Origin of the sequence: Streptomyces gilvosporeus (genome assembly GCF_002082195.1) — a bacterium.
GTDB lineage: Bacteria > Actinomycetota > Actinomycetes > Streptomycetales > Streptomycetaceae > Streptomyces > Streptomyces gilvosporeus.
In genome coordinates, this window is record NZ_CP020569.1 from 5,286,423 (window position 1) to 5,311,609 (window position 25,187).

Consider the following 25,187-nt stretch of genomic DNA (forward strand, 5'->3'; position numbering starts at 1 on the left):
CGTCACCTGCGGTCCGGGGCAGCGCCGTGTCCGGGCGTATCCGGCGCCTGCGGCCTTACAGCTGCACGACGCGGATACCGTCCGGCACGCCCGTCACCGGCGGGATACGCCGTCCGATCTGCAAGGTGTCCAGTTTCGGGAAGGCCGACAGCCACTCCATCGAAACGCCCAGGTCGTAGGCGAGCCACAGCCGGGTCAGCTCCTCGGCCGGAACAATGCCCTCGATCAGCTGTTCCGGCGTGAAATACCCGGCGATCCGCAGATGCGGCCGTCCGCCCAAACGGCGAAGAGTATGCAATTCCTCCGGATCGGCCACCGGGAAATACAGCTCGGCCGGTTCGAGATGGGCGATGATGTCGCGGGCATAGCGGGCGGTGTCGTAATGCCGCCAGGCCCCCGCGAGCTGCGCGCGGATGTCGTGGTGCGCGCGGTCGCGCAGCCCCGTCAGATAATCGATGGCCATATCGTCCGCGATGGACGTGGCGGTAATGGCCAGAAGATATGCCTCCTCGTCGGAGGCCGACGCGGGATCGGGCAGCATTTCCAGCACAATCGGCCCGATCCAGCCCAGCGCGCGGGCCGCGGACGGTGTACTGGGCCGCACCATGTCCCGGGTGAAGCGCTGGACGCGGGCCCGGACGTCCGGATCCAGCTCGGTGGCGTGCTCAAGGCAGGCGGCGGCCAGCAGTTTGCGGTGGCGGGCCTCGGCCGCCTTGATGCCCGCGTGCGGGGCCAGGAGGCCGTCCAGGAGGGCCGCGCACTCATCGGGCCGGGCCAGGGCCACGGCCATCCGTATGACGTCCTCCCAGTCGTCGTGGTGGGCGTGCTCCAGCAGCAGCGCGAAATCGTGGCGCTGGACCGTCGCCCGCGCGGAGAGATAGTCCTGAAAGGTGCGGTGCACGAAGTCGACCGTGCCCGGGGTCGGCTCGCGCAGCAGTCCCGTGCGGTTGAGCAGATGCCGGAAGACCTCCTGGGGGCCGCCCTGGCGGGCCGCGTCCGGTATGGCCGGCAGATGCGCGGCCAGGGTCGCGATGGCCGTCTCCCGGTCCATCTCCCACCGCCCGTTGATCAGCATCCAGTGGGCGAGCTTCTGCAACAGCTGGATCTTGGGCTGCCGGGTCAGCTCCACGCCGTCCGTGGCCGCCATCGCCCGCTCCCGGTCCCGCCGCTCCAGCAGCATCGACAGCGCCGCGTCGTAGAGCTCCTTACGGCCATTGGGCAGATAGCCGCGCCGGTCGCGGTGCAGGGCGCACAGCAGCCCGCACATCAGCGGATTGGTCGCCAGCCGGCCCAGGTCGCGGGTGATGCGTACGGCGGTGAGCAGGGTGTGCTCGTACTCCCCGAGCCGGTGGAGGTCGGCCGGATTCTGCTGGGCGGCGGCGCGGTGCCAGCGCTGGATGAACGCGGCCACGTCCTCCCGGCTCATCGGCGCCAGCGACAGCTCGGCGAAGCCGTCGCCGGCGAGCCAGTCGTGCGGTACGGCCGAGGGGCGGGAGGTGACGATGCAGACGGTGCCCGGATAGCGGGTGGTCCAGGCGCGCAGGCGCTCGCGCACCTCCTCGCGGGCCTCCTCGGGCGCCTCGTCGATCCCGTCGATCAGGAGCAGCGCCCGGCCCTCGCCCAGCACGCGCTCGGCCCACCCGGGCGGCTGGGCCACGGCGTCGCGGTAACCGGCGGCGGTCAGGAAGGCGGCCGGTTCCGGGATGCCGTCGCGGGCGAAGCGGCGCACGGGCAGGAGGAAGGGGACCCGCCCCCGCAACCCCGCCAGCGCCTCGGGCAGTTCATCGCGGGCGGTGGCCACGGTCAGCCACTGGAGCAGCGTCGTCTTGCCGGAGCCGGCGACACCGCGGATGAGGATGCGGGGCCGGTCGGCGAGGGCCTGTTCGGCGGGTGTCGGCGGTTCGTCGTCCTGCGTACCGGGGTCCGGCTCGCACTGAAGCCCCAGGTAGGCGGCGTCGAGGGGCCAGCTGTCGGGGGAGTGGGCGAGGTCGATGCCGAAGATCGTGAGGTGGTTGTGGGTGGTGGCGGTGGAGTGGGCGTAGCGGGCTTCGAAGGCGGTGTCGGAAGTGTCGGTGGTGCTGTCGGGGGCGGTGTTCGTGGGATCCATGGGTTCCCCGTAACGGGTGTGGCTGCGGTCAGGTGCGGGGGCGGGGGTAGAGGGTGACTTTTACGTGGGGTGGGAGGGCCTCGGCGTTCTCTGGGTGGAGGTAGGAGAGAAAGACCTCTTCGAGGTCGGGGAGGACGGAGAGGGGCGAGAGGTCGATGGGGGCGTCGATCATGCCGTAGAGCTGGAGTTTGAGGATGCCGGGGAAGGCAGGCAGGGCGGCGTTCAGGATGCGGCTCAGTTCGGATATGGGGCGACTATCCGTGTTGAGCAGGGTGAGGGTCTTGACCTGCGGGAGCCGAAGCCCAGGGGGAAGACGCAGGGCGGCGCCTTCGGTGTCCAGGCCGAAGGAAAAGCCCTCCAAGTACGGGAGATACTTGAGGGATTGCCACTGGCCCTCGACGAAATCTTCGGCAATCCGCCGCAGTTGAAGGTACTCGAGTTGTGGCCAGGTCGTTCCGCCCCTGAAATCGGCGCCGACCGGCTGCCCCAGTAGGAGCAAGGAGAGCGGAGCCGCGGGGATTGCTGCCAGGCCGCCCGGCGGCAGCGCGTCATGGAGCGTCAGCCTCTCGAGATGGCACAGACGATCCAGCCCGGGCGGGACGGTTCCGCCGCTCACGTGCAGTGCGCGAAGCGGTAGGTCCGCGAGCGGCGCGAGGCTTTCGACGTTTCTGCAGTCCCGGAGGTCCAGGGATTCCAGCGCTGGGAATCCTCGCAGGAAGGAAAGGTTGGTGACTGCCGCGTTGCCCACGAGGGCCAGATGTGTGAGACGTGTCGGGGCGTGCGCGAGGAGGTCGCGCGGGGGGAAGGTGCCGGCGACATTGATGCGCGGTCGGCCGCCGATGGCGTCGAGGGCGCGCAGCTGGGTGAGGCTTTCGACGGTGACTGGGATGTCGTCGTCAAGATGCCGGATGATCTCTCGGGCGTGTTCCTCGGGGTCGAATAGCGCCCATGTACGGGCGAGTTGGTACTGCGTGCCGGCGTACGGATGCTTCCGAAACCGCTTCATCACCTCCAGCGCCGCATCCGAGCCGATGAGCGCGGCCGTTCTTGCCACGGCTTCCGCTTCGTCTTCGGTCAACCCGTCGGGCCCCGGGAGTAGTTCCAGAACTATCGGCCCCACTTCGGCGAGCAGCTTCGCCTCATCGAGGTTGCACGGCGGCAGGATCACATCCGCGCGCTCATACACCTCCCCCCGCACCCCCGGATCCAACTCCGTCGCATGCTCCAGACAAGCCATCGCCAGCAGATGCACCCGCAGCCGGCTGCGAGGGCTGCGGATCCCGTCGCCGTGCTCGATCATCCCCCGCAGGATCTCCGCCCGTTCGCGCGGCCGCGCATGGGCCACCGCCATGCGGATCACGTCCTCCCACTGGGAGTCGACGGAGTGCTCCACCAGCAGCCCGAAGTCGCCCTCCTCGACGGCGGCCCGGGCTCCCAGGTAGTCCTGGAAGGTGCGGTGGACGAAGTCCACGGATCCGGGCGTCGGTTCGCGCAGCAGGCCGCTGCGTAACAGCAGATGGCGGAAGACGGCCGCCGCGTTGCCCTGCGCCGCGGCGGCGGGGACGGCGGGCAGTGCGTCGCCGATGATCCGTTCGGCCCGGTCGCGGAGGAGTTCCGTGCGGCCGTTGCGGATGAGCCAGTAGGCGAGCCGTTGCAGCAGCTGCACCTGCGGTTCGTCCGCCAGCTCGATGCCCGTCGGGGCGCCCATGTCCCGCTCCCGGTCGCGCCGGGACAGCAGCATGCCGAGCGCCGCGTCGTACAACTCCTTGCGTCCGCGCGGGAGATAGCCGCGGCGGTCCCGGTGGAGGGCGCAGATCAGGCCGCACATCAGGGGGTTGGTGGCCAGGCGGCCGAGGTCCTGCTTGGTGCGGACGGCGGAGAGCAGGGACCGCTCGTACGCGTCCAGCTGCGCGGTGTCCTCGGCGTCCTCGCGCGCCGCCGCGTGCCAGCGGCCGATGAAGGCGGCGACCTCGTCGTGGCCCATCGGGGTCAGGGTCAGCTCGTCGAAGCCGTCGGCGGCGAGCCAGTCCTCGCGTACGGCGGAGGGGCGGGTGGTGACCAGCCAGAGGTTGTCGGGGAAGGCGTCCAGCAGGTCGCGCAGCCAGGTGCGGGCGGGTCTGCGCTCGGCCTCGGGGATCTCGTCCAGGCCGTCGACGAGCAGGAGTCCGCGGCCGGAGGTCAGTACGCGCTCGGCCCAGCCGTCGGGCTGGGAGCCGGTGACCGGGCAGGAGACGGCGGACAGGAAGTGGCCGGGGGTGGGCAGCGCGGCGCCGGAGCGGGTGAGGGTGCGCAGCGGGAGGACGAAGGGGATACGGCCGTGGAGGTGGGGGAGCGGGGTGTCGGCGGGGTCCTTGGTGCAGGAGACGGCCAGCCACTGGATGAGCGTGCTCTTGCCGGAGCCGGCGACGCCGCGCAGCAGGACCCGGTCGAAGTCGGCGAGGGCCTGGTCGGCGCGTTGCGGCGGGCGGGGTGGGGGGTTGTCGACCGGGGGCAGGTCCGGCATGGCCTTGAGCGTGATGTCCACGCCCGGGAAAGCCATGCCGGAGGCGGCCGGGAACTCCGGGCGCGGCCCCGTCGCCCCCAGGCTCAGATACGCCGAGTCCAGCGGCCAGCGGTCGGGCGAATGGGCCAGGTCGATGCCGTAGATGGTCAGGCGGCTGTGCTTGCGGGCGATGTAGGTGAGGTAGGCGCGCTCGAAGGCGGTGTCGGCGGCGTGTGGGGGCGGATGCCCTTCGAGGAAAGCGTCGATCTTGGTGATGGCGCCGTCCAGGCTGCGGCTCTGCTGGACAAGGGTGCGCGCCACGAACGTCGACCGCTGGGTGAAGAAGTGCACGATGTGCAGGCAGGCGGTGGCGAGCAGGGTGTGGTGCATCAGCTCGGCGTCGCGGGTCAGGCCGCGGGTGGTGTGCGGGGCGGCGGCCATCAGGCGTTCGGCGAGGGCGCTGTGGCCGAGCATGACGGCCTGTACGTCGTCCATGGCCAGCTCGCCGAGGCCGCGCAGGGTGGTGGCCAGGGCGTCGGCCACGGCCGCTTCCTCGTCCTCGGGGCACGGGCGCTCGCCGGGGAGGGCGGCGTCCACGGCCCGGCGGACGAGTTCCGCGGCGAGTTTGTGCAGGTCCCGGTCGGTCAGGGTGGCCTTTTCGCCCTTGAAGGAGACCAGGCCGGAGATCCGTACGGGCGTGGAGACCAGCCCGGCGCCCGGCCCCTCCTTGACGAACAGCTTCTTCACGAGCGGCGCGACCACGCTGGAAGCGAGCCGTATGCCGACTGCTGACGGTTCCATCGTGCGGGCGGCCTCCCCCGTGGCTGCTGGCGTCGTGTGAACCAGGTTACGCGCCGGGCGTCCGCCGGGTGACCCCTTTCACTATTTCCTTGGCGACCGGGTAATCCAGGTCACGTCAGCCACGTCACAAATAGCGGCCGGAATTCCCCGCGCCGGTGACATGACGCACACGGAATTCACGGCCTACTAGAAGCATTAGAGCGCCGGGCGGGCGTGGTGCGCGTTATGGGGGGAGGGGGTGGGGCGGAGGGAGGGGGAGGTGGCGCGAAGTGGCTAATGCCCAGGTCAGATGGTATGCGGGGCGCCTGAGGGGTCGACGTTGCAGGAGGTGGCGCCTGCCCGCTATGGCCTGAATTACACCTCGGGCTCATACGGCTTTCCGTAGTAGAAGGCGGCGCTTGGCGGGCCGTCGAATGCGGGTTACCAAGGAATGGCCGAACCGGACCGCAGCCGGGGAAGCGCATTCACTCGTGATTTCCAGATTCCTGATTCCTGGAGGAAAAACCCGCATGCCGAAGTTCTCCGCTATCCGTGCCCCGAAGAGCGCCGCCCGGAAGTCCGCCCGCACGTCCGTGCTGCGCAACCGCATCGCCGTCGTCGCCGGTGGCCTCGGTGTCGCCGCCTCGCTCGGCGCCGGTATCGCCAACGCCGCGGACTCGAACCTGACGCATCTGAGCGCGGACATCGGCTCGACGCTGACCGCGCAGGCCGATGCGCAGGCCAAGGCGGCCAAGGGTGCCAAGACGGCCGCGGCGAAGGCCAAGGAGGCGGCGGTGAAGGCGCGGAAGGACGCGGCCAAGAAGCCCAACGCCTGGGTCAAGCCGGTCGACGAGTACGTGCTGGGCGAGCCGTTCGGCATCCCCGGCAGCCACTGGGCGCACAAGCACAGCGGTCAGGACTTCGTCGTGCCGACCGGCACCCAGGTCCACGCCGTCCACCACGGCACGGTCGTCAAGGCCGGCCCCTGGGGCGGCGGTGACGGCCCGGCGTACGGCAACGCCATCGTGATCAAGCACGACAACGGTACGTACACCCAGTACGCGCACCTCTCACGGATCCAGGTCCGCGTCGGCCAGCAGGTCGGCACGGGCCAGCAGATAGGACTCTCCGGCAGCACGGGCAACTCCACCGGCCCGCACCTGCACTTCGAGGTCCGCACCGGCCCCGACTACGGGTCGGGCATCGAGCCGACCGGATTCCTGCGGGCTCACGACGACGCCGTCTGAGCTGAATCCGGACGGGCTGGCCGGCGGCGGCTTGGCGGGTTTGCCGCCGTGACCAGTTCTGTGGCGACCTCGAGGATGGCCCTGCGCTTCTCCTCGGGGTCGCCCTCCAGCGTCTGCATCGCGAACATGCCCGCGTGCATGGAGAACAGCGCCGTGATGCAGCGCACCTGATCGGTCAGCTCCGCATCGTCCTCCTTGAGGAGGCCGAAGAGGGTCAGCATGCGCGCCTTGAAGGTCTCGCCGATGCTCAGGTCGCGCACCGCGGCCTGGTTCTCCTGCATGAAGCGGAAGAGCGGTTCGGCCGAGCGCAGCGCCTCGTGGTAGCGGCGGATGACCTCCAGCTTGGTCTCCAGGGTGCGCGGCTGCCCCTCGGCCCAGGCGATCAGCTCGTCGCAGGGCTTGGCCAGGTCCTGGAACAGGCTGATGACGATGTCTTCCTTGGTCTTGAAGTGGTAGTACAGCGCCGCCTTCGTGACCTCGAGCTTTTCGGCGATCTCGCGCAGTGAGGTCTTCTCGTACCCCCGCTCGGAGAACAGCTCCAGAGCGACGTCCTGAATGCGCTGGCGGGTGTTTCCGCGGCGCGGGTGCGGTGTGCTCATGGTGTTCTCCTGCGTGGTTGCTGCGTCGCCGCGTCGTCGTCGGCGCGTAGGTGTGCTGGTCGAGGGTGCCCCGGGGAGCGCCCCGGAAACTTACTTGACGCCCGGCTAGTTTCCCGCCTACCTTCCGTACTGTACAGAACTAGCCGGGCGGCAAGTAAGTGCAGTGCCGGCGTCGATGGCAGTGCACGCGTACGTGAGGACCGGAGTACGGGAGTGAGGACGGGGATGTCGCAGAAGGCGGCCGCAGCAGGGGAAAGACCGACCGCAATAGCCGGCGGGGCGAACGAGGGGAAGCAGCCCGCCAGCGTGCGGGTGGTGGTGTTCGCGCTCATGATCGCGATGCTGCTCGCGATGCTGGACAACATGATCGTGGGTACGGCGATGCCCACCATCGTCGGTGAACTGGGCGGGATGGAGCACCTGTCCTGGGTGGTCACCGCATACACACTCGCCACCGCCGCATCGACCCCCATCTGGGGCAAGCTCGGCGACATGTACGGACGCAAGGGCGTCTTCCTGACGTCCATCGTGCTCTTCCTGATCGGCTCCGCGCTGTCCGGTATGGCCCAGGACATGGGTCAGTTGATCGGCTTCCGCGCGGTGCAGGGTCTGGGCGCGGGCGGGCTGATGGTCGGCGTCATGGCCATCATCGGTGAACTCGTTCCGCCGCGGGAGCGCGGCAAGTTCCAGGGCATGATGGCCGGTGTCATGGCCATCGCGATGATCGGCGGACCGCTGGTCGGCGGCAGCATCACCGACCACCTCGGCTGGCGCTGGAGCTTCTACATCAACCTGCCGCTCGGCGCGGTCGCGCTCATCATGATCACCGCGGTGCTGCATCTGCCGAAGAAGCGGTCGCAGGCCCGGATCGACTACGTCGGATCCGCGCTGCTCACCCTCGGCATCACCGCGCTGGTGCTGCTCACCACCTGGGGCGGCACCGAGTACGCCTGGACCTCCCCGCAGATCCTCGGGCTCGGTGCGGGCGGCGTGCTCGCGCTGTTCCTCTTCGTCCTGGTGGAGCGCAAGGTCAGCGAGCCGGTGCTGCCGCTGCGGATCTTCCGTAACGGCAACTTCTCGCTCGTCACCGTCATCGGCTTCCTGGTCGGCTTCGTGATGTTCGGCTCGATGACCTTCCTGCCGCTCTTCCAGCAGACCGTGCAGGGTGCCTCGGCGACCAACTCCGGCCTCCTGCTGCTGCCGATGCTGCTCGCGATGATGGCGGTGTCGCTCTTCGCGGGACGGTTCACCACCACCACCGGCAAGTACAAGGTCTTCGTGGTCGTGGGCGGCGCCCTGATCACCGCGGGCCTGGTGCTCCTGTCCCTGATGGACACGGAGACGACCCGTTTCACCTCGGGTGCCTACATGGCGGTGCTCGGCGCCGGTATGGGCTTCCTGATGCAGACCACGATGCTGATCGCGCAGAACAGCGTCCAGCTGAAGGACATGGGCGTCGGCTCGTCGTCGGCCACCCTCTTCCGTACGATCGGCGGCTCCTTCGGCGTCGCGATCCTCGGCGCGATCTTCACCAACCAGGTGAAGTCGACGATGACGGAGCGGCTCGGCGCGGCGGCCGGCGCCAAGATCTCCGGCGGCGGCGCCCAGATGGACCCGAAGCGCCTGCCCCAGCTGCCGCCGATGGTCAGGGACGCGTATGCGCACGCGGTGTCCTCCGGTACGCACCAGGTCTTCCTGTGGGGCGCGGCGATCAGCGTCGTCGGCTTCCTGGCGGCCTGGTTCCTGAAGGAGGTCCCCCTGCGGGGCGGCCCGGCGGCCAAGTCCGACGACAACGGCGCTGCCCCCGAGGCGGAGCGGGTGCCGATGGTCGAGGCCGCGGTCTGATCCGGCCCCGGCTTGTGGAACGGGCGAGCCCGGCGTCACCGTGTGGTGGCGCCGGGCTCGCCCGTTGTGCGGGCCTTGCCTCAACGGCCTTCAGCAGCCGGCGAGTTCACCGCCCTCGACGGAGGCCATGAAGGACGCGCCGCACGGCGCGAGCGGTTGTCCACAATCCGTCATGGCGGTCGTACTAACGATCCGGCAGGTGGAGAACCGGAAAGCTCCCCGTGCTCGTCGGCGCGTTCTCCGGGAGCCACAGGACCGATACCGCGCCCGTCGAACCGTCCGTGGCCTCGGACGCGTTACGGAAGGTCAGGCGGGCGCCGAGGACGCGGGCCTGGCCGGCGGCGATGGTCAGGCCGAGGCCGTGGCCGCGGCCGGAGCGGTCGGTGCTGCCGGTGCGGAAGCGGCTGGGGCCCTCGCGCAGGAGGGCCTCGGGGAAGCCGGGGCCGTGATCGCGGACGCGCACCACGCGGCCCTCGACCGTGACCTCGATGGGCGGTTTGCCGTGCCGGGCCGCGTTGGCGATCAGGTTGCCGAGGATGCGTTCCAGGCGCCGGGGGTCGGTGGTGACGTCGGCGTCGCGGACGACGTCGACGGTGACGTCCTGGTTCAGGGCGTGCACCCGGCGGGCGACGAATTCGCCGAGGGCGACGTCCTGGAGCTCGGCGCGCTCGGCGTAACCGTCGAGGCGGGCGACTTCCAGGACGTCCTCGACCAGGGTGCGCAGCGCCTGGGCGCGGTCGCGGACCAGCTCGGAGGGGCGGCCGGGCGGCAGGAGTTCGGCGGCGGTCAAAAGGCCCGTCACCGGGGTGCGCAGTTCGTGGGCGATGTCGGCGGTGACCCGGCGTTCGGCCTCGATGCGTTGCTGGAGGGCGTCGGACATGGCGTCGACGGCCCAGGCGAGGTCGTCGGTCTCGTCGCGGACCCGGCCGCCGACCTCGTCGCGGATACGGACCGAGGTGTCGCCGTCGGCGAGCTTGCCCGCGGCGGCGGCCGCCTTGCGCAGCCGCTGGGAGAGCCGGCCGCCGATCAGGACGCCGAGGGCACAGCCGCCGAGCACGACCGCGGAGGAGCCGAGCAGCAGCGCCTGGTCGAGGTCGTCCAGGACGGCGAAGCGGTCCAGGAAGGGGTCGTGGAGGGAGAAGACCTGGCCGTCGCCGAGGGGGGTGGCCGCCCAGACCTCCGGCGCGTTCTCGCCGTTGTCCTGGACGTAGGTGGCCCGCTCGCCTTCGGCGATCTCCTTGCGGAGGGGCTGCGGGAGGGCCGGGTCGTCGATGCGGGCGCCGAACTGGAAATGGCGCTGGGACTCGTAGCTCTTGAGGGCGATGTTGAGCCGCTCGACCTGGACGTCCCGGTTGCTGTCGAGCATGGAGTGGCGGGCCGCGTTGTGCACGACAAGGCTCAGCGCGATCGCCACCAGCGCTCCCACGAGCGCGATCGCCGCACTGAGCTTCCATCTCAGGCCCGTTCGCAGGGCCAGCCTGACCACCGGTGGTGTCAGCCTCTCAGCTTGTAACCGAAACCGCGGACGGTCTCGATCCGGTCCTGGCCGATCTTGCCGCGCAGCCGCTGGACGTGGACATCGACGACGCGGGTGTCGCCGCCCCAGCCGTAGTCCCACACGCGCTCCAGGAGGCGGTCGCGGGAGAGGACGGTACCGGGGGCGTTGGAGAACTCCAGGAGGAGGCGCATCTCGGTGGGGGTCAGCGCGACGGGCACGCCGTCCTTGCGGACCTCCATGCCCTCGGTGTCGACCTCCAGGTCGCCGAAGCGCAGGACGGGCTCGTCGGGGACGGCCGCGTCCGCCGCGCCGCCGCCGTTGCCGTCCGGGCCGCTGGCGTGGCCGAAGCGGCGCAGGACGGCGCGGATCCGGGCGACCAGGACGGCGCCGTCGAAGGGCTTGGTGACGTAGTCGTCGGCGCCGGCCTCCAGGCCGAGCACCACATCGATGGAGTCGGCGCGCGCCGAGAGCATGATCACGGGCACGGTGGACTCGTCACGGATACGGCGGCACAGGCTGACGCCGTCCAGGCCCGGCACCATCACATCGAGCAGGGCGATATCGGGGCGGTTGGCGCGGAACGCCTCCAGGCCCGCGAGCCCGTCGGGCATGGCGGTGACCATGAAGCCGTCCCGCTCCAGGGCGAGCTGGGTGGCCTCGCGGATGACGTCGTCGTCCTCGACGAAGAGCACATGGGTCTCTGCCATGCGTGGCTCAATCCTCCGATCCCGTGTCGCCGGCGGACACGGAGCCGTCAACGACGGTGGTCCTGCTTGCGGTGGTCTTGCTGTAGTCGGTGTGATCGCTGTCGTACTGGGTGAAGTGGTCGTCCGACCAGTGGTAGCTCAGGACATCTTCGCCCGAGGGGCAGCACACCTTGTCGCCCGCGTCGTAGGTCTGCCGGGTGACTTCCAGCTCGCCCTTGTTGTCGCTGGCGTAGACCGGCGGCTGCTCGTTGCCATATACGTTTTCATATCCGTCGCCCCGTTTGCGGAACACATAGGCGCCGATACCCAGGGAATCCCCGCAGGTCATGACGTTGATGATGACGTCGGGGGAGTCGCCTCCGGTGAGTGTGGCATACGTCACGTCGACCGGGTACTCATCGGCCGAGCACGGCTTGGCCAGGGACTTCTTCACGTCCGTGCCGACATTGGGGTCGTGTTTGAGCAGCTCGACGGCGTTGATCTTCTTGTAGCCGGCGGTCGCGGTCGGGGCGGGGGAGGAGCTGGCCGCGCCTCTGGGCGCGGGGGTGCTGGTGGCCGAGCCCTCGGACCGTACGCCCTCACCACCGGGATTGCAGCCGGCCAGCAAAAGGCCGACGGCGGCCACTCCTGCCGTGGCCGCGCCGCCTTTGGTCAACCCGCCGGTCAACCTGTTCCTGGACAATCCGCTCCTGCCCACCGTGCCGCTCGCGCAGCCGCCGTTCCCGCCGCTGCTCGTGTTGTGCGTGGTCGTGTCGCCTGTGCTGGTCCTGCCTGTGCCCGACGTGCCGGTGGCCGCCGCGCGTGTGCCGGTTTGGTGCGTGCTCGTCTGCGTCGCTCGTCTGCGATTGTCGCGCGGGAATCCGTGAAGCGTGCTGTGAAACGCATCGCGTATGCCCGGGGGCGGCCTCCAGAGTGCCCGAAGAGCCGACGGCTCGGACGGCCGGGGCGGCCGGTCAGGCCGCGCAGCGCTCCCCGTCCCGGTCGCCGCGCTCCAGCATCCGGGCGTCGATGTCGCGGCTCTCCAGCTCCTGGCGCAGGCGGGCGAGCGCCCGGTGCAGCGTGCTCTTGACCGTGCCGGTGGACATGCCCAGCGCCGCCGCGGTCTCCTCCGTGCTCATCTGCTCCCAGTGGCGCAGGACGACGACGCTGCGCTGCTTGGGCGCCAGAACACCCAGGATGTCCATCAGCAGGGCCCGGTCGGCGCGCTGCTCGGTGCCGTCGTCGACGCTCGCGTCGGGGAGCTGCTCGGTGGGCACTTCCTCCAGCTTGCGGGCCCGCCACCACTCCGTACGGGTGTTGATCATGACCCGGCGCAGGTAGGCGTCCGCGAGGGACTTGTCCGCGATGCCGTCCCAGCGGCCGTAGGTGCGGACCAGGGCCGTCTGCAGGAGATCCTGGGCGTCGACCGGATCGGGCACCAGCCGCCGGGCGCTGCGCAGCAGAGCCTCCTGCCGCGTGCGCACATACTCTTCGAAGTCCAGTACCTTGCCGCCGCTGGTCGCCATTCCGACGCCTCCGATCCGCTTGCGTTCCCCACGTTGACTGCGCCGGTGGTCATCTCCAGCACGAGGAAGACGCTACGGACGGGGTGTTGCGACGGAATGTGCGTCGGCACCACAGCGGATGCACGGAAAACCTGCGGTTGTGTAACAGCCCGCCGGGGGTCATACCTCGGACGGACGGCGGGGTGGCCGGGGTCATCCTCCGGGCTGATAGGGCCCCCGTCGAAAGGCCGACGGGCCCTTCCCCCGCGATGTACACCTAGTGAGAGCGTGTCTGCCGCGTCGGGGTTGGGCCCGTTCCGGTCAAATTTCCGGATCTATGACTACTGCGTGTGCGGCAGCCGGTAGCGGCCCCCGCCCAGCGGCTCGACGAGGCCGTCCGAGACCAGCCCGTCCAGCGCGCGGGCCCGCTGCACCGGCTCGTCCCACACCGCGTCCAGCACCTGCTGCGGCACCGGCGCCACCGACTCGCGCAGCACGGCCAGCAGCTTGCCGCGGACCTGGCGGTCGGTGCCGGCGTAGGACTGGGTGCGCCGGGGCGGCCCCTCGTGCGCCGGGGCGCCGGCCAGCTGCCAGGCGCACTGCGCCGCGATCGGACAGCGGTGGCATTCCGGACCGCGGGCCGTGCACACCAGCGCGCCCAGCTCCATCGTGGCCGCCGCCCAGCGCGCGGCCAGCTGCTCGTCCTGCGGCAGCAGGGCGCGCGCCAGCTTGCGCTCGGCGGCCGTGGTGGCGTTCGGCGGGTACTGGCGGCCGGTGACGGCGCGGGCGAAGACGCGGCGCACATTGGTGTCCAGCACCGCGTGCCGCTGCCCGTACGCGAAGGACGCCACGGCCGCGGCGGTGTACTCGCCGACACCGGGCAGCGCCAGCAGCTGGGCGTGCTCGCGCGGGACGTCGCCGCCGTGCCGCTCCTGTATCGCGGAGGCGGCGGCGTGCAGCCGCAGGGCGCGGCGCGGATAGCCGAGCCGGCCCCAGGCGCGTACCGCTTCGCCGGGCGCCTCGGCGGCCAGGTCGGCGGGGCGCGGCCAGCGGGCCAGCCACTGCTCGTACACCGGCAGCACGCGGGTGACCGGCGTCTGCTGCAGCATGAACTCGCTGACCATCACGCCCCAGGCGCCCGCCTCGGGGCGGCGCCAGGGCAGATCACGGGCGTGCTCGTCGAACCAGTCGGTGACCGGACCGTGCAGCGCGGTCCCGTCGGCCTCCGCGGCCGGAGCGGCGGAGGCGGTCTCGGCGGCGGAGGTCATGGCGGGGGATGTGGCAGGCGTGGAAGTCATGGCAGCTCCGATCCTGGCACGCTGCCCCCCGCCCGAGAAACGCCCCGGCCCCGCGCCGCCGCGCGCCCACCCGCACGCGGGACGGCCATATACGTACGGGTGGCCGCTACCGGGGGTACGCCGGCGAACGGGCGTCCGGCGTGGCGGATGGCGTGGAGGATGGGGATATGAGCGAGAGCGAAAGCCCGGCGGGCGCGCGGCCGGCGCAGGTCTGTCCGGTGGCGATCCGGCGGGCGCTGATCGCGCATACGACGATGACCTTGGCGTATGCGGACGAGGACGGGCCGCAGGCGGCGGCGGTGCTGTACGCGGTGGAGACCGGCGGGGGCGCGGGCGGGGATACGGAGACGGGTGCGGCCGGCGATACCGGCGGGGCCGCGGAGGCGGGTGTGGTCGGTGGGCCGGTTCTGTACTTCGTCACCTCGACCGGGACGCGGCACGGGCGGGCGCTGGCCGGGCCCGCGCCGGCCCCCGCGCGGGTCGCGTTCACCGCACAGCGCGACGGGCAGGACTGGAGCGCGTTGACGGGCCTTCAGGGGCGCGGGTACTGCCGGCCGCTGGGCGAGCACGAGCGGGCGGCCGGCTGGCGGGTCTACACCGCGCGCTTCCCCTTCGTCGAGGAGAGCGCACGGCTGCGGGAGGCGCTGGAACGCACCACACTCTGGGAACTGCGCCCCGACTGGCTGCGGCTGATCGACAACGGCCGGGGCTTCGGTCACAAGGAGGAGTGGCGGGCGGACGCGGGGCGCGGCTGACGAATGCGGCCTACCGCGCCTAACGGGGCATCGGGCGCGTTACGGTGGGAAACGAGGGTGCGGTGGCGGCTCCGGACCGATCATGGGAAAAGTTGCCGTCCGATGCGGCGGGTACTGGCCGGTCCGCGTCCGGATCTCTCGTAGAGTTTTCATGTGGGATCACTGCGCAATCCGATCGGGCCGCTTCCCTCCTCCATCTACTGGCGGCGGAGGGCCGTTGCGCTGGCCATCGTCGTCCTGCTCGCCCTGGTGGTGGTGTGGGCCCTCAGCCTGGGCGGCGACTCCGGACAGACCGGGGGCGGGGGCAACGAGGGCAAGGGGCGCGGCTCGGGTCCCGCGACGTCCATCACGCCCGGCCCCTCCGGCACCGGGCCGGCGATCAGTCAAAAGCCGGGCGGGCGCGGCGGATCGGACGGCGGCGAGTCGGGAGGGGACGGTTCGGGCGGCGCCTCCGGAGCGGACGACGGAGGCAACGGCGGAGGCAACGGCGCGGACAGCGGCGGCGGTTCCGGTGGCGGCCCCATCGGCCAGGGCTCGGGCGTCAGCCTCGTACCGGCCGACTCCCCGCTCCTCAACTGCACCACCAACGGCGCCGAGTTGACGCTGCGCAGCGTCAAGGACTCCTACAAGCCGGACGAGAAGCCGAAGTTCGAGCTGAAGGTCAAGAATTCCGCGGGCTCGGCCTGCAAGGTCGACCTGGGCCGCAAGGCCGCGGTGCTGACGATCAAGGACACCGCGGGCGACGACCGGGTGTGGGCCTCCAACGACTGCCCCGCGGGCACCGGTCCGGCCCTGCTGAAGGTCCCGGCCAAGGGCTCCGTGGAGCGCACCGTGCTGTGGGACCGCCGGGCCAGCGCCCCCCAGTGCGCGACGCCGAGTGCGGCCGCCGTGCCGGCCGGGACGTACGTCATCGAGGCGAAGGTGCCGGGGCTGGATCCGGCGAAGGCGAAGTTCACCCTCGCCAAGGGCTGAGCCGACGGGCCCTGGCCGACGGCGAATTCGGCTCAGCCGTGAGCGAAGGCGGCTGCCCCGGGCGGCCTCCGTGCGGCACAGTCGCGGCCATGAGGTTACTGATCCTGGGCGGAACGGAATTCGTGGGGCGGGCGGTTGCCGAGGCGGCGCTGGCCCGTGACTGGCAGGTGACGGTGTTTCATCGGGGGCGTCATGCCGCGCCCGAGGGCACCACGGCGCTTCACGGCGACCGGGGCAACGGCACGGCAGGGCTCGCGGCGCTCGCGTCGGGGGAGTGGGACGCCGTCGTCGACACCTGGAGCGGCGCGCCGGTGGCCGTACGCGACGCCGCGCGGCTGCTGGCCGGACGGGTCGGCAACTACGCGTACATCTCCAGCGGTTCGGTCTACGCCTTTCCGCCGACCGGTCCCCTCACCGAGCGGTCCCCCGTGGTGGCGGGCGACCCCGACGCCACGTCCGGCGAGGACTACGCGGCGGCCAAACGGGGCGGCGAGCTGGCCGCGGTGGATGCCTTCGGCGACCGGGCGCTGCTGGTCCGGGCCGGTCTGATCCTCGGCCCGTACGAGAACATCGGCCGGCTGCCGTGGTGGCTGGGCCGGATCGCCCGCGGCGGCCCCGTGCTCGCCCCGGGCCCGCGCGATCTGCCGCTCCAGTATGTGGACGTCCGCGATCTGGCCGAATGGACCCTGGACGCGCTGCGGGACGGGCTCGGCGGCCCCTACAGCCTGGTCAGCGAGCCGGGCCACGCCACGATGGGCGAACTCCTGGAAAGCTGTGTCACGGTGACCGGTTCGGCCGCCGAGCTCCGCTGGCGTGCCCCCGAGGACATCCTCGCGGCCGGTATCGAACCCTGGACCGAGCTCCCCGTCTGGCTCCCGCCGGGTGACCACCAGAACGCCCTCTTCGGCGTCGACGTCTCCAAGGCCCTTGCCGCCGGACTCCGTTGCCGCCCCGTCCACGAAACCGTCACCGACACCTGGGCCTGGCTGCGTGCTCTCGGCGGCAGCGCACCCCGGCGCCCGGACCGGCCGGCGCCCGGCCTGGCACCGGAGAAGGAGGCGAGGGCGCTGGCGCCGTAGACGCACCGCCGGGACGTCCGCTCAGACGTAGCGCTCCAGAATGGACGATTCTGCGAGGCGCGAGAGGCCCTCGCGGACCGAGCGGGCGCGGGCCTCGCCGACGCCGTCGACGGCCTGGAGGTCGTCGACGCTGGCGGCCAGCAGCTTCTGGAGGCCGCCGAAGTGGTCGACCAGGCGGTCGATGACCGTGCCGGGCAGGCGCGGGACCTTGGCCAGGAGGCGGAAGCCGCGGGGGGAGACGGCGGAGTCGAGGGTTTCGGGGGCGCCGCTGTAACCCAGCGCGCGGGCCGCGGCGGGGAGTTCGAGAAGCTCGGTGTGGGTGAGCGCGTCCAGCTCGGCGAGCGCCTCGGGGACCGTACGGGAGCGCTTGGCGGTGGGCTCGGGGACGTAGTCGCGCACGACCAGTTCGCGCTCGGGCTCGACGCCGGCGATCAGCTCGTCCAGCTGGAGGGCGAGGAGGCGGCCGTCGGTGCCCAGCTCGACGACGTACTCGGCGATTTCGGTGGCGATCCGGCGGACCATCTCCAGGCGCTGGGCGACCGCCGCGACGTCCCGGACGGTGACCAGGTCCTCGATCTCCAGGGCGGAGAGCGTGCCGGCCACCTCGTCCAGGCGGAGCTTGTAGCGCTCCAGGGTCGCCAGCGCCTGGTTGGCGCGGGAGAGGATGGCGGCGGACTCCTCCAGGACGCGGCGCTCGCCGTCCACGTAGAGCGCGATCAGGCGCATCGACTGGCTGACCGAGACGACGGGGAAACCGGCCTGGATGGAGACGCGCTGGGCGGTGCGGTGGCGGGTGCCGGTCTCCTCTGTGGGGATGGAGGCGTCGGGCACCAGCTGGACGCCGGCGCGCAGGATTTTGGTGATGTCCTTGTCGAGGACGAGGGCGCCGTCGAGTTTGCACAGTTCACGCAGGCGGGTGGCGGTGAATTCGACGTCCAGGACGAAGCCGCCGGTGCACATCGACTCGACGGTCTTGTCCCAGCCCAGGACGATCAGTCCGCCCGTATTGCCGCGCAGGACCCGCTCCAGCCCGTCGCGCAGGGCCATACCGGGCGCGACGGCGCTCAGCGAGGCGCGCATCAGGCGGTCGGTGCCGGAACTCCCGGACCTGCCGGGAGCCGATGCCCGGTCGTTGGCTGCCACTGCACTCCTCCGTCGCAAGTCAATCGGTCCGCAGGCCGCCCGGCCCGTGCTGCGGTGACGTACTCAGCGAGAGTACGCGGGATCCCGGCCGGCAACACGACTGCGGTGACGGGCGAGACCAGGGCAAAGTCTACCGGCGCACCTCCTCCTCGCGCGGGGCCTCCCGGCGCACGCGCTTGGGCAGGACGGCCAGCGCCTGCCCGACGTCGGCGACCTCCAGGACCCGCATTCCGTCGGGGATCTTGCCGGGGTCGGAGGGCACCAGGGCATGGGTGAAGCCGAGGCGGGCGGCCTCGGACAGGCGGCGCTGGACGCCCGTGACGCGCCGGACCTCGCCGGCCAGCCCCACCTCGCCGATGGCGACCAGGTTCTTCGGCAGCGGGGTGTCGCTGGCGGCGCTGGCCAGGGCGAGGGCCACGGCCAGGTCGGCGGCCGGCTCGGAGAGCTTCACGCCGCCGACCGTGGCGCTGTAGATGTCCCGCTTGCCCAGGGCGCTGATGCGGCCGCGCTGCTCCAGGACGGCCAGCATCATCGAGACCCGGGACGTCTCCAGACCGGAGGTCGTACGACGCGGGGAGGGGATCTGGGAGTCGACGGTCAGGGCCTGGACCTCGGCCACCAGGGGGCGGCGGCCCTCCAGGGTGACGGTCAGGCACGTACCGGGCACCGGCTCGTCGCGGCGGGTCAGAAAGAGGCCGGAGGGGTCGGCGAGGCCGGTGATGCCCTCGTCGTGCAGCTCGAAGCAGCCGACCTCGTCCGTCGTGCCGTAGCGGTTCTTGACGCCGCGGACCAGGCGGAGGCGGGCGTGGCGGTCGCCCTCGAAGTGCAGGACGACGTCCACGAGGTGTTCGAGGAGGCGGGGGCCGGCGATGGCGCCGTCCTTGGTGACGTGGCCCACCAGCAGGGTGGCCATACCGCGCTCCTTGGACGCCCGGATCAGGGCGCCGGCCACCTCGCGGACCTGGGCCATGCCGCCGGGCGCGCCGTCGATCTCGGGGGAGGCGACGGTCTGGACGGAGTCGAGGATCAGCAGGGAGGGCTTGATGGCGTCGAGGTGGCCCAGGACCGCGGAGAGGTCCGTTTCGGCGGCGAGGTAGAGGTGGTCGTCGAGGGCGCCGATGCGGTCGGCGCGCAGCCTCACCTGGCTCGCGGATTCCTCGCCCGTGACGTAGAGGGTGGGGTGGTCGCCGGAGGCGGCCTTGGCGGCGACGTCCAGCAGGAGCGTCGACTTGCCGACGCCGGGCTCGCCCGCCAGGAGGACGACGGCGCCGGGGACCAGGCCGCCGCCGAGGACGCGGTCCAGCTCGGGCACGCAGGTCGAGCGGGCGGCGGCCTGCCTGCCGTCGACCTGGGCGATCGGCACGGCGGCGGTGGTGACCCGGCCGGGCGCGGTGGTGCGCACCGCGGGGGCGCCGCCGAACTCCTCGACCGTGCCCCACGCCTGGCACTCGGGGCAGCGGCCGAGCCACTTCGCGGTGGTCCAGCCGCACTCGGTGCAACGGAAGGAGGGGCGCTCCTTGGCCGACGTTTTACGGGTTGCCATGAGGTCACCGTATCGGTGGGCACTGACACTGCCGGGCGGCCGCGGTCCGGGCCCGCAATTGGGCCGAGCGGGTGGCATGATCCGGGCTGGTGTCCCCTTTTGAGGGAGAAGGTCACCCGTAAGGGTTAAAAGTGCCCAAGCGGAGCAAGTGCGGCTGCATCATCCGCCTACCGTCGCCGGGTGATGAGCAGCAGGCCCGAGCACCCCAGGAACTCCACCGGCGCACACCGGTCGCTCCCCGGCGGCCGCGACCGCGCCGCTCACCCCCACGAGGGCGGCCGGTCCGACGCGATGCACGGCGGACACTACGACGCCTATCTGGACGGGCTGTTCACCTACTGCCTGTCCGTTCTGTGCGAGCACGACGCGGCGAGCGCGGTGCTCGGCGAGACGCTGGCGCTCGCCGAACGCCACCGCGGCCGCCGCCCGGCCGAACCGGACCTCTACCGCCCCTGGCTCTACGCCCTGGCCCGCTGGGCCTGTCTGCGGCGCCTGTCCGAGCTGCCCCAGGCCGCGGGCGCCGCCACGGGGCCGGGGGACGCCGCCGCCCCGGACGCCGAGGCGCGGCAGCGCGAACTGGCCGCGCTGGCCTGGCCGGAGGCCGCCGGGACGACGCCCGAACAGCGCGAGGCGCTGGAGCTTTCGGTACGCCATCACCTCCCGGCCCGCGAGGTCGCCGCGGTGGTCGGTGCCGAAGTGGCCGCCACCCGCGCCCTGCTGGCCGCCGCGGGCTGCGAGGTCGAGCGCACCCGGGCCGCGCTGGCCGTCGTCGAACGCGGCCGATGTCCCGACGTCCGGCAGCTGGCGGGGGACTCCCGGATGCTGCTGGGCGCGGCGCTCCGGCGCGAGCTGGTACGGCATGTCGACGACTGCGCCCAGTGCCGCGGGACGGCGGAGCGGGCCACCGCCGCCGGGCCGTGGCCGGGCACCGCGCCCGCCGCACCCGGCTCGCTGCCGCTGGTCGCCGCGCCGCGGGAGGCGGTGGCGGCCGCGCTGGAGGCGGCCCGGCGGTCGCGGTCGGGGCGCGCGGAGGGCGTGCCGGGCACCGGCCGCGGGGGCCCGGCACGGGGGGCAAACGGTTCTCCTCGCGCGGCCGCCCGCGCCGCCGACAGCGCCCCGCGCTATGACCGCAGCGGCTTCCCGGTGGGCCCCACCGACCGCGTCGCCCGCCGCCGCCGACTGCGCAACCGCGCTCTGACCAGCACCGTCGTCGCCACCGTGCTGGCCGCGCCGGTCCTTGCCGTGTGGGCCGCGTACCGCCAGGCCCCGGCCGCCGAGGAGGCGTCGGACAACGCCCCCTCGGTGACGGCCAACGAGCCCCCGGCCCACGAGCCCGCGGTCAACGAGCCCCCGGCCAACGACGGACGGTTCGACGGCCGCCGCTACGAGAACGCCGGCAGCGCCCACTCGACCCCCGGCCCCGGCGCCCGGCCCGGCGGGGCGGACTCCGTGGTGTCGGCCCAGGTCATCGGGGCGGACGCCGCCTCGCGGCGGAGCGTCTCCGGTCCCGGCCGGCTGACCATCACGGCGCAGCCGAGCGGGGGGACGACGCTCATCACGCTCACCGCGTCCGGCGGGGCGCCGGTGCGCTGGACGGCGTCGGCCGGTGCGCCCTGGATCCAGATGAGCCAGACGGCCGGGGCGCTGCGGCCGGGGGAGTCCACCACGATCACGGTCTACATCGATCACGACTGGGAGCCCGAGGGCCCCTGGCGCGCCAAGATCGCCATCGAGCCCGGCGGTACCGCGGTCACCATGGAGGGCCACGGCGTCACGGACCCGGGCGACCCGGCCCCGTCCGACCCCTCGCCGACCGCCCCGCCGAGGCCGCGACCGACCCCCGCCCCGCCGACGCCGCGGCCGACCCCGGCCCCGACCGCTCCGTCACCGACCCCCACGCGCCCCGGGCCCACCCCGGCTCCCGCGTCCCCGACGACGCCGCCCTCGACCCAGCAGCCCCCGCAGACCCACTAGCCGCACCACCCCGGGCGCGCCTTACTTCTCCTCGTCGCCCGCCTTCGCCTTGGCCTTCTCCGCCTTGGCCTTGGTCTTCGCCTTCTCCGGCCGCGGGTCCGCCGGATGCGGTGCCATCGGCAGCGTCGCCGAGAGGCGTTCCTCGCACAGTTCGGCGAGCTTGGCGTAGCCCTTCTTGCCCATCAGCTCGGTCAGTTCCGGCCGGTACGTGACGTAGACCGGCTCGCCCGCGCCGTGCGCCGAGGTCGCCGAGGTGCACCACCAGTGCAGGTCGTGGCCGCCCGGACCCCAGCCGCGGCGGTCGTACTCGCCGATCGTCACCTGGAGGATCTGGGTGTCGTCGGGCCGGTCGATCCATTCGTAGGTCCGCCGGACCGGCAGCTGCCAGCACACGTCGGGCTTGGTCTCCAGCGGTTCGCGGCCCTCGCGCAGCGCGAGGATGTGCAGCGAGCAGCCCGCGCCGCCCGGGAAGCCGGGGCGGTTCTGGAAGATGCACGAGCCCTGCCAGCGGCGGGTCTGCCGCTCGCCGTCCTCGTCCTCCTGCGTCCAGCCCGTCTGCGTCCCGACGTCGTGGAACTGCCACAGGTCCGGCGTGAGACGCGCCACATGCTTGGCGACCCGCTCCTCGTCCTCCTCGTCGGAGAAGTGCGCACCGAGCGTGCAGCAGCCGTCGTCCGCGCGCCCGGCCTGGATACCCTGGCAGCCGCTGCCGAAGATGCAGGTCCAGCGCGAGGTCAGCCACGTCAGATCGCAGCGGAAGAGCTGTTCGTCGTCGCCGGGGTCGGGGAAGGTGACCCAGGCGCGGGCGAAGTCGAGACCCACCTCGTCGGGCGTCGCCCCGGCCGCCGCGCCCTGCTTGGCATGCTTCGTCTTCTTCGCCTTTTTCGTCTTAGCCACGACTCCAGACTAAGGCGGCCGACAAGTCACCTCCGCCGCGGCAGTAGGTTTCCCCGTATGAGACTCGGTGTCCTCGATGTGGGTTCGAATACGGTCCATCTCCTGGTGGTGGACGCACACCCCGGCGCACGCCCGCTGCCCGCCTACTCGCACAAGGCGGAGCTGCGCCTTGCCGAACTCCTCGACGAGTCCGGCGCCATAAGCGACCACGGCATCGAGCGCCTGGTGGCCACCGTCCTCGAAGCGCTCCAGGTGGCCGAGGACAAGGGCGTCGAGGACGTGCTGCCGTTCGCCACCTCCGCCGTCCGCGAGGCCACCAACGGCGAGGAGGTGCTGCGCCGGGTCACCGCGGAGGCCGGCGTGGAGCTTCAGGTGCTCTCGGGCCGGGACGAGGCGCGGCTGACGTTCCTGGCCGCGCGCCGCTGGCTGGGCTGGTCCTCCGGGCGGCTGCTCGTCCTGGACATCGGCGGCGGCTCGCTGGAGATCGCCTACGGGCTCGACGAGGACCCGGACGTGGCGGTCTCCCTGCCGCTCGGCGCGGGCCGTCTGACCAGCACCGATCTACCCGGCGACCCCCCGGACCCGGAGGCCGTGCGGGGGCTGCGCCGCCGCGTACGGGCCGAGATCGCCCGCGTGGTGAGCGAATTCACCCGCTACGGGACCCCCGATCACGTCGTCGGCACCTCCAAGACCTTCAAGCAGCTGGCCCGGATCGCGGGCGCGGCGCGCAGTGCCGAGGGCCTGTACGTCCAACGCGAGCTGACCCGCAAGAAGCTGGAGGAGTGGGTGCCGCGGCTGGGCTCGATGGCGGCGGGCGCCCGCGCCGAGCTGCCCGGCGTCTCCGAGGGCCGCTCGCGGCAGCTGCTGGCCGGGGCGCTGGTCGCGGAGGCCGCGATGGACCTGTTCGGCGTCGATACGCTGGACATCTGCCCGTGGGCGCTGCGCGAGGGCGTCATCCTGCGGCGGCTGGACCATCTGCCGACGCCGACGGCGCAGTGAGCCGGCGGTGACCGGCGCGGCGGCCGGGTAAGGACCCGGCGGCCCGCAGCGGCCGCGTATCGGCCCCGCTCCGCCCGCATGGTGACCTCGGACGCATCCGCCCTGACCTCCTGCCCCGCGCACAGCCGCGGCCCGTACGCTGTCCCTCGTGACGGAGCCAGTGGTGCGCATTCCCGATGCGAAGGTCGCGCTGTCGACGGCCTCGGTGTATCCGGAGTCGACGGCGACGGCCTTCGAGATCGCCGCGCGCCTGGGCTACGACGGCGTCGAGGTCATGGTCTGGACCGACCCCGTCAGCCAGGACATCGAGGCGCTGCGCAGGCTGTCGGACTACCACGGGGTGCCGGTGCTGGCCGTGCACGCACCGTGCCTGCTGATCACCCAGCGCGTGTGGTCCACCGACCCGTGGGTCAAGCTCCAGCGGGCCCGTAGCGCCGCGGAGAAGCTCGGCGCCTCGACGGTGGTGGTGCACCCGCCGTTCCGGTGGCAGCGCAACTACGCCCGGGAATTCGTCCGCGGGGTGTGGCGCATGGAGAACGAGACGGATGTGAAGTTCGCCGTCGAGAACATGTACCCCTGGCGCTACCGGGATCGCGAGATGCTGGCCTACGCCCCGGACTGGGACCCCACCAACGACGACTACCGCCACTTCACCGTCGACCTCTCGCACACCGCCACCGCGCGCAACGACGCGCTGGAGATGGTGGAGCGGATGGGCGACCGGCTGGCGCATGTCCACCTGGCCGACGGCAACGGCTCGGCCAAGGACGAGCACCTGGTCCCGGGCCGCGGCAGCCAGCCCTGCTCCGACGTGCTGGAACGGCTTGCGGCGAGCGGTTTCGACGGCCATGTCGTCGTCGAGGTCAACACCCGCCGGGCGATGTCCGCCGCCGAGCGCGAGGCGGATCTTGCCGAGGCGCTGGCCTTCACCCGGCTCCATCTGGCGTCGCCCACCTGGGTGCCGGGGTCATGAGCCGCGACCCCTCGGAGGAGCCCGCACGGCCCGCGAAAGCGGCGAAGCCCGTACGCCGCCGGGGCCGCCCGGCCCGCGCCGAGGCCGCCGAAGGCCCCGGCGCCCGCGAACGGATCCTCGCCGCGGCCCGCACGGAATTCGCCGAGCGCGGCTACGACAAGACCTCGGTCCGCGGCATCGGCAAGGCGGCCGGGGTGGACGCGGCCCTGGTGCACCACTACTTCGGCACCAAGGAGCAGGTCTTCGCGGCGGCCATCGAGCTGTCCTTCGCCCCCGCGCTGACCATCCCCGACGCGATCGCGGACGGCGGCGAGGCCGGAGCGGGCGAGCGGATGGCCCGCTTCGTCTTCGGTATCTGGGAGAACCCGGTCAGCCGCCCGCCGCTGCTGGCGATCATGCGCTCGGCGCTGACCAACGAGACCGCGGCGACCGTCCTGCGCGGCCTGATCGAACGCCGCCTCCTCCCGCGGGTGGCCGGTGAACTGCACGTCCCCGACCCGGAGTTCCGCGCCCAGCTGGCCGCGAGCCATCTGATGGGCATCGCGATGCTCCGTTACGTCATCAAGATGGAGCCGATGGCGTCCGCGGACCTGGAGGAGATCGTGGCGATGGTGGCGCCGACGTTGCAGAGGTATCTCACGGAGGCGTGAGGCGGCCGGGGGCCGTCCGCACTGCGGTCACCCATCTCACATACCGGAGTCAGCGTCCGGATCTTGGATCAAGCGCGTAACCTCGGGATCAGCTGATGTACGGCGCTGACGTATGGCACCGCTGCTGTACGTACATATCCCGAGGGAGTGACCAT

At 72.0% G+C, this 25,187-nt stretch carries 21 protein-coding genes; 10 read left to right on the forward strand and 11 right to left on the reverse strand.

Annotation, left to right across the window (positions count from 1 at the left end; translation table 11 throughout):
* Nucleotides 1-55 precede the first annotated feature (55 nt).
* Together B1H19_RS23640 and B1H19_RS23645 are read right to left on the reverse strand one after the other, a co-directional pair.
* Nucleotides 56-2,107 carry an NACHT domain-containing protein gene (locus tag B1H19_RS23640; protein ID WP_237289491.1) on the reverse strand — a complete coding sequence of 684 codons (2,052 nt, stop codon included), beginning with the start codon at nucleotides 2,105-2,107 and terminating at the stop codon, nucleotides 56-58.
* Nucleotides 2,108-2,135: 28 nt separating this feature from the next.
* Nucleotides 2,136-5,390 carry an NACHT domain-containing protein gene (locus B1H19_RS23645; RefSeq protein WP_083106788.1) on the reverse strand — a complete coding sequence of 1,085 codons (3,255 nt, stop codon included), beginning with the start codon at nucleotides 5,388-5,390 and terminating at the stop codon, nucleotides 2,136-2,138.
* A gap of 509 nt (nucleotides 5,391-5,899) precedes the next feature.
* On the opposite strand from B1H19_RS23645, the gene B1H19_RS23650 reads away from it, so the two are divergent.
* Nucleotides 5,900-6,616 carry a M23 family metallopeptidase gene (locus B1H19_RS23650; RefSeq protein ID WP_083106789.1) on the forward strand — a complete coding sequence of 239 codons (717 nt, stop codon included), beginning with the start codon at nucleotides 5,900-5,902 and terminating at the stop codon, nucleotides 6,614-6,616.
* On the opposite strand, the gene B1H19_RS23655 is transcribed toward B1H19_RS23650, so the two are convergent.
* Complete coding sequence (locus B1H19_RS23655; RefSeq protein WP_083106790.1) at nucleotides 6,598-7,215, reverse strand: TetR/AcrR family transcriptional regulator; 618 nt, start codon at nucleotides 7,213-7,215, stop codon at nucleotides 6,598-6,600. The genes B1H19_RS23650 and B1H19_RS23655 overlap by 19 nt on opposite strands.
* 225 nt (nucleotides 7,216-7,440) lie before the next feature.
* On the opposite strand from B1H19_RS23655, the gene B1H19_RS23660 reads away from it, so the two are divergent.
* The gene (locus B1H19_RS23660) at nucleotides 7,441-9,060 is read left to right on the forward strand and encodes an MDR family MFS transporter (RefSeq protein ID WP_083106791.1); all 1,620 of its coding nucleotides are present in this window, start codon (nucleotides 7,441-7,443) and stop codon (nucleotides 9,058-9,060) included.
* A gap of 184 nt (nucleotides 9,061-9,244) precedes the next feature.
* Here B1H19_RS23660 and cseC read toward each other — a convergent pair whose 3' ends face one another.
* The 3 genes from cseC to B1H19_RS23675 are packed head-to-tail and all read right to left on the reverse strand — an operon-like array spanning nucleotide 9,245 to nucleotide 11,920.
* Nucleotides 9,245-10,546: a two-component system sensor histidine kinase CseC gene (gene cseC / locus B1H19_RS23665; RefSeq protein WP_083106792.1), complete on the reverse strand. Its 1,302-nt coding sequence runs from the start codon at nucleotides 10,544-10,546 to the stop codon at nucleotides 9,245-9,247.
* An 8-nt stretch (nucleotides 10,547-10,554) separates the two neighbouring features.
* Entirely contained in the window at nucleotides 10,555-11,265 is a 711-nt protein-coding gene (gene cseB / locus B1H19_RS23670; RefSeq protein WP_083106793.1) for a two-component system response regulator CseB, read from the reverse strand.
* 7 nt (nucleotides 11,266-11,272) lie between these two features.
* Nucleotides 11,273-11,920, reverse strand: coding sequence for a hypothetical protein (locus tag B1H19_RS23675; protein WP_083109825.1), 648 nt, complete (start codon nucleotides 11,918-11,920; stop codon nucleotides 11,273-11,275).
* Here B1H19_RS23675 and B1H19_RS38800 point away from each other — a divergent pair.
* Entirely contained in the window at nucleotides 11,898-12,131 is a 234-nt protein-coding gene (locus tag B1H19_RS38800) for a hypothetical protein (RefSeq protein ID WP_159028121.1), read from the forward strand. The genes B1H19_RS23675 and B1H19_RS38800 overlap by 23 nt on opposite strands.
* An 87-nt stretch (nucleotides 12,132-12,218) precedes the next feature.
* Here B1H19_RS38800 and B1H19_RS23680 read toward each other — a convergent pair whose 3' ends face one another.
* Together B1H19_RS23680 and B1H19_RS23685 are read right to left on the reverse strand one after the other, a co-directional pair.
* Nucleotides 12,219-12,770: a SigE family RNA polymerase sigma factor gene (locus B1H19_RS23680; protein ID WP_083106794.1), complete on the reverse strand. Its 552-nt coding sequence runs from the start codon at nucleotides 12,768-12,770 to the stop codon at nucleotides 12,219-12,221.
* 320 nt (nucleotides 12,771-13,090) lie between these two features.
* Complete coding sequence (locus B1H19_RS23685; RefSeq protein WP_083106795.1) at nucleotides 13,091-14,047, reverse strand: HhH-GPD family protein; 957 nt, start codon at nucleotides 14,045-14,047, stop codon at nucleotides 13,091-13,093.
* 167 nt (nucleotides 14,048-14,214) lie between these two features.
* Here B1H19_RS23685 and B1H19_RS23690 point away from each other — a divergent pair, with 167 nt between their 5' ends.
* From B1H19_RS23690 to B1H19_RS23700, 3 genes are all read left to right on the forward strand, one after another.
* The gene (locus tag B1H19_RS23690; protein ID WP_083106796.1) at nucleotides 14,215-14,802 is read left to right on the forward strand and encodes a pyridoxamine 5'-phosphate oxidase; all 588 of its coding nucleotides are present in this window, start codon (nucleotides 14,215-14,217) and stop codon (nucleotides 14,800-14,802) included.
* Nucleotides 14,803-14,955: 153 nt separating this feature from the next.
* Entirely contained in the window at nucleotides 14,956-15,774 is an 819-nt protein-coding gene (locus B1H19_RS23695; RefSeq protein ID WP_083106797.1) for a hypothetical protein, read from the forward strand.
* Nucleotides 15,775-15,863: 89 nt separating this feature from the next.
* The gene (locus B1H19_RS23700) at nucleotides 15,864-16,853 is read left to right on the forward strand and encodes an NAD-dependent epimerase/dehydratase family protein (protein ID WP_083106798.1); all 990 of its coding nucleotides are present in this window, start codon (nucleotides 15,864-15,866) and stop codon (nucleotides 16,851-16,853) included.
* Between the two features lie 21 nt (nucleotides 16,854-16,874).
* Here the strand turns inward: B1H19_RS23700 and disA are convergent, their stop codons facing one another.
* Entirely contained in the window at nucleotides 16,875-17,996 is a 1,122-nt protein-coding gene (gene disA, locus B1H19_RS23705) for a DNA integrity scanning diadenylate cyclase DisA (RefSeq protein WP_083106799.1), read from the reverse strand.
* A 130-nt stretch (nucleotides 17,997-18,126) separates the two neighbouring features.
* Nucleotides 18,127-19,539 (reverse strand): DNA repair protein RadA, encoded by a 1,413-nt coding sequence (gene radA / locus B1H19_RS23710; protein WP_083106800.1) that lies wholly within the window; start codon nucleotides 19,537-19,539, stop codon nucleotides 18,127-18,129.
* 183 nt (nucleotides 19,540-19,722) lie between these two features.
* On the opposite strand from radA, the gene B1H19_RS23715 reads away from it, so the two are divergent.
* Nucleotides 19,723-21,513: a BACON domain-containing protein gene (locus B1H19_RS23715; RefSeq protein ID WP_083106801.1), complete on the forward strand. Its 1,791-nt coding sequence runs from the start codon at nucleotides 19,723-19,725 to the stop codon at nucleotides 21,511-21,513.
* A 21-nt stretch (nucleotides 21,514-21,534) separates the two neighbouring features.
* Here the strand turns inward: B1H19_RS23715 and B1H19_RS23720 are convergent, their stop codons facing one another.
* Nucleotides 21,535-22,410, reverse strand: coding sequence for a DUF3109 family protein (locus tag B1H19_RS23720; RefSeq protein WP_083106802.1), 876 nt, complete (start codon nucleotides 22,408-22,410; stop codon nucleotides 21,535-21,537).
* Nucleotides 22,411-22,467: 57 nt separating this feature from the next.
* Here B1H19_RS23720 and B1H19_RS23725 point away from each other — a divergent pair, with 57 nt between their 5' ends.
* The 3 genes from B1H19_RS23725 (at nucleotide 22,468) to B1H19_RS23735 (ending at nucleotide 25,032) form a co-directional block, all read left to right on the forward strand.
* Nucleotides 22,468-23,409, forward strand: a complete 942-nt coding sequence (locus B1H19_RS23725) for a Ppx/GppA family phosphatase (RefSeq protein ID WP_083106803.1) — start codon at nucleotides 22,468-22,470, stop codon at nucleotides 23,407-23,409.
* A gap of 148 nt (nucleotides 23,410-23,557) precedes the next feature.
* Nucleotides 23,558-24,382, forward strand: coding sequence for a sugar phosphate isomerase/epimerase family protein (locus tag B1H19_RS23730; RefSeq protein ID WP_203237213.1), 825 nt, complete (start codon nucleotides 23,558-23,560; stop codon nucleotides 24,380-24,382).
* The gene (locus B1H19_RS23735) at nucleotides 24,379-25,032 is read left to right on the forward strand and encodes a TetR/AcrR family transcriptional regulator (protein ID WP_083106805.1); all 654 of its coding nucleotides are present in this window, start codon (nucleotides 24,379-24,381) and stop codon (nucleotides 25,030-25,032) included. The genes B1H19_RS23730 and B1H19_RS23735 overlap by 4 nt, the downstream gene beginning before the upstream one ends.
* The last annotated feature ends 155 nt before the right edge of the window (nucleotides 25,033-25,187 follow it).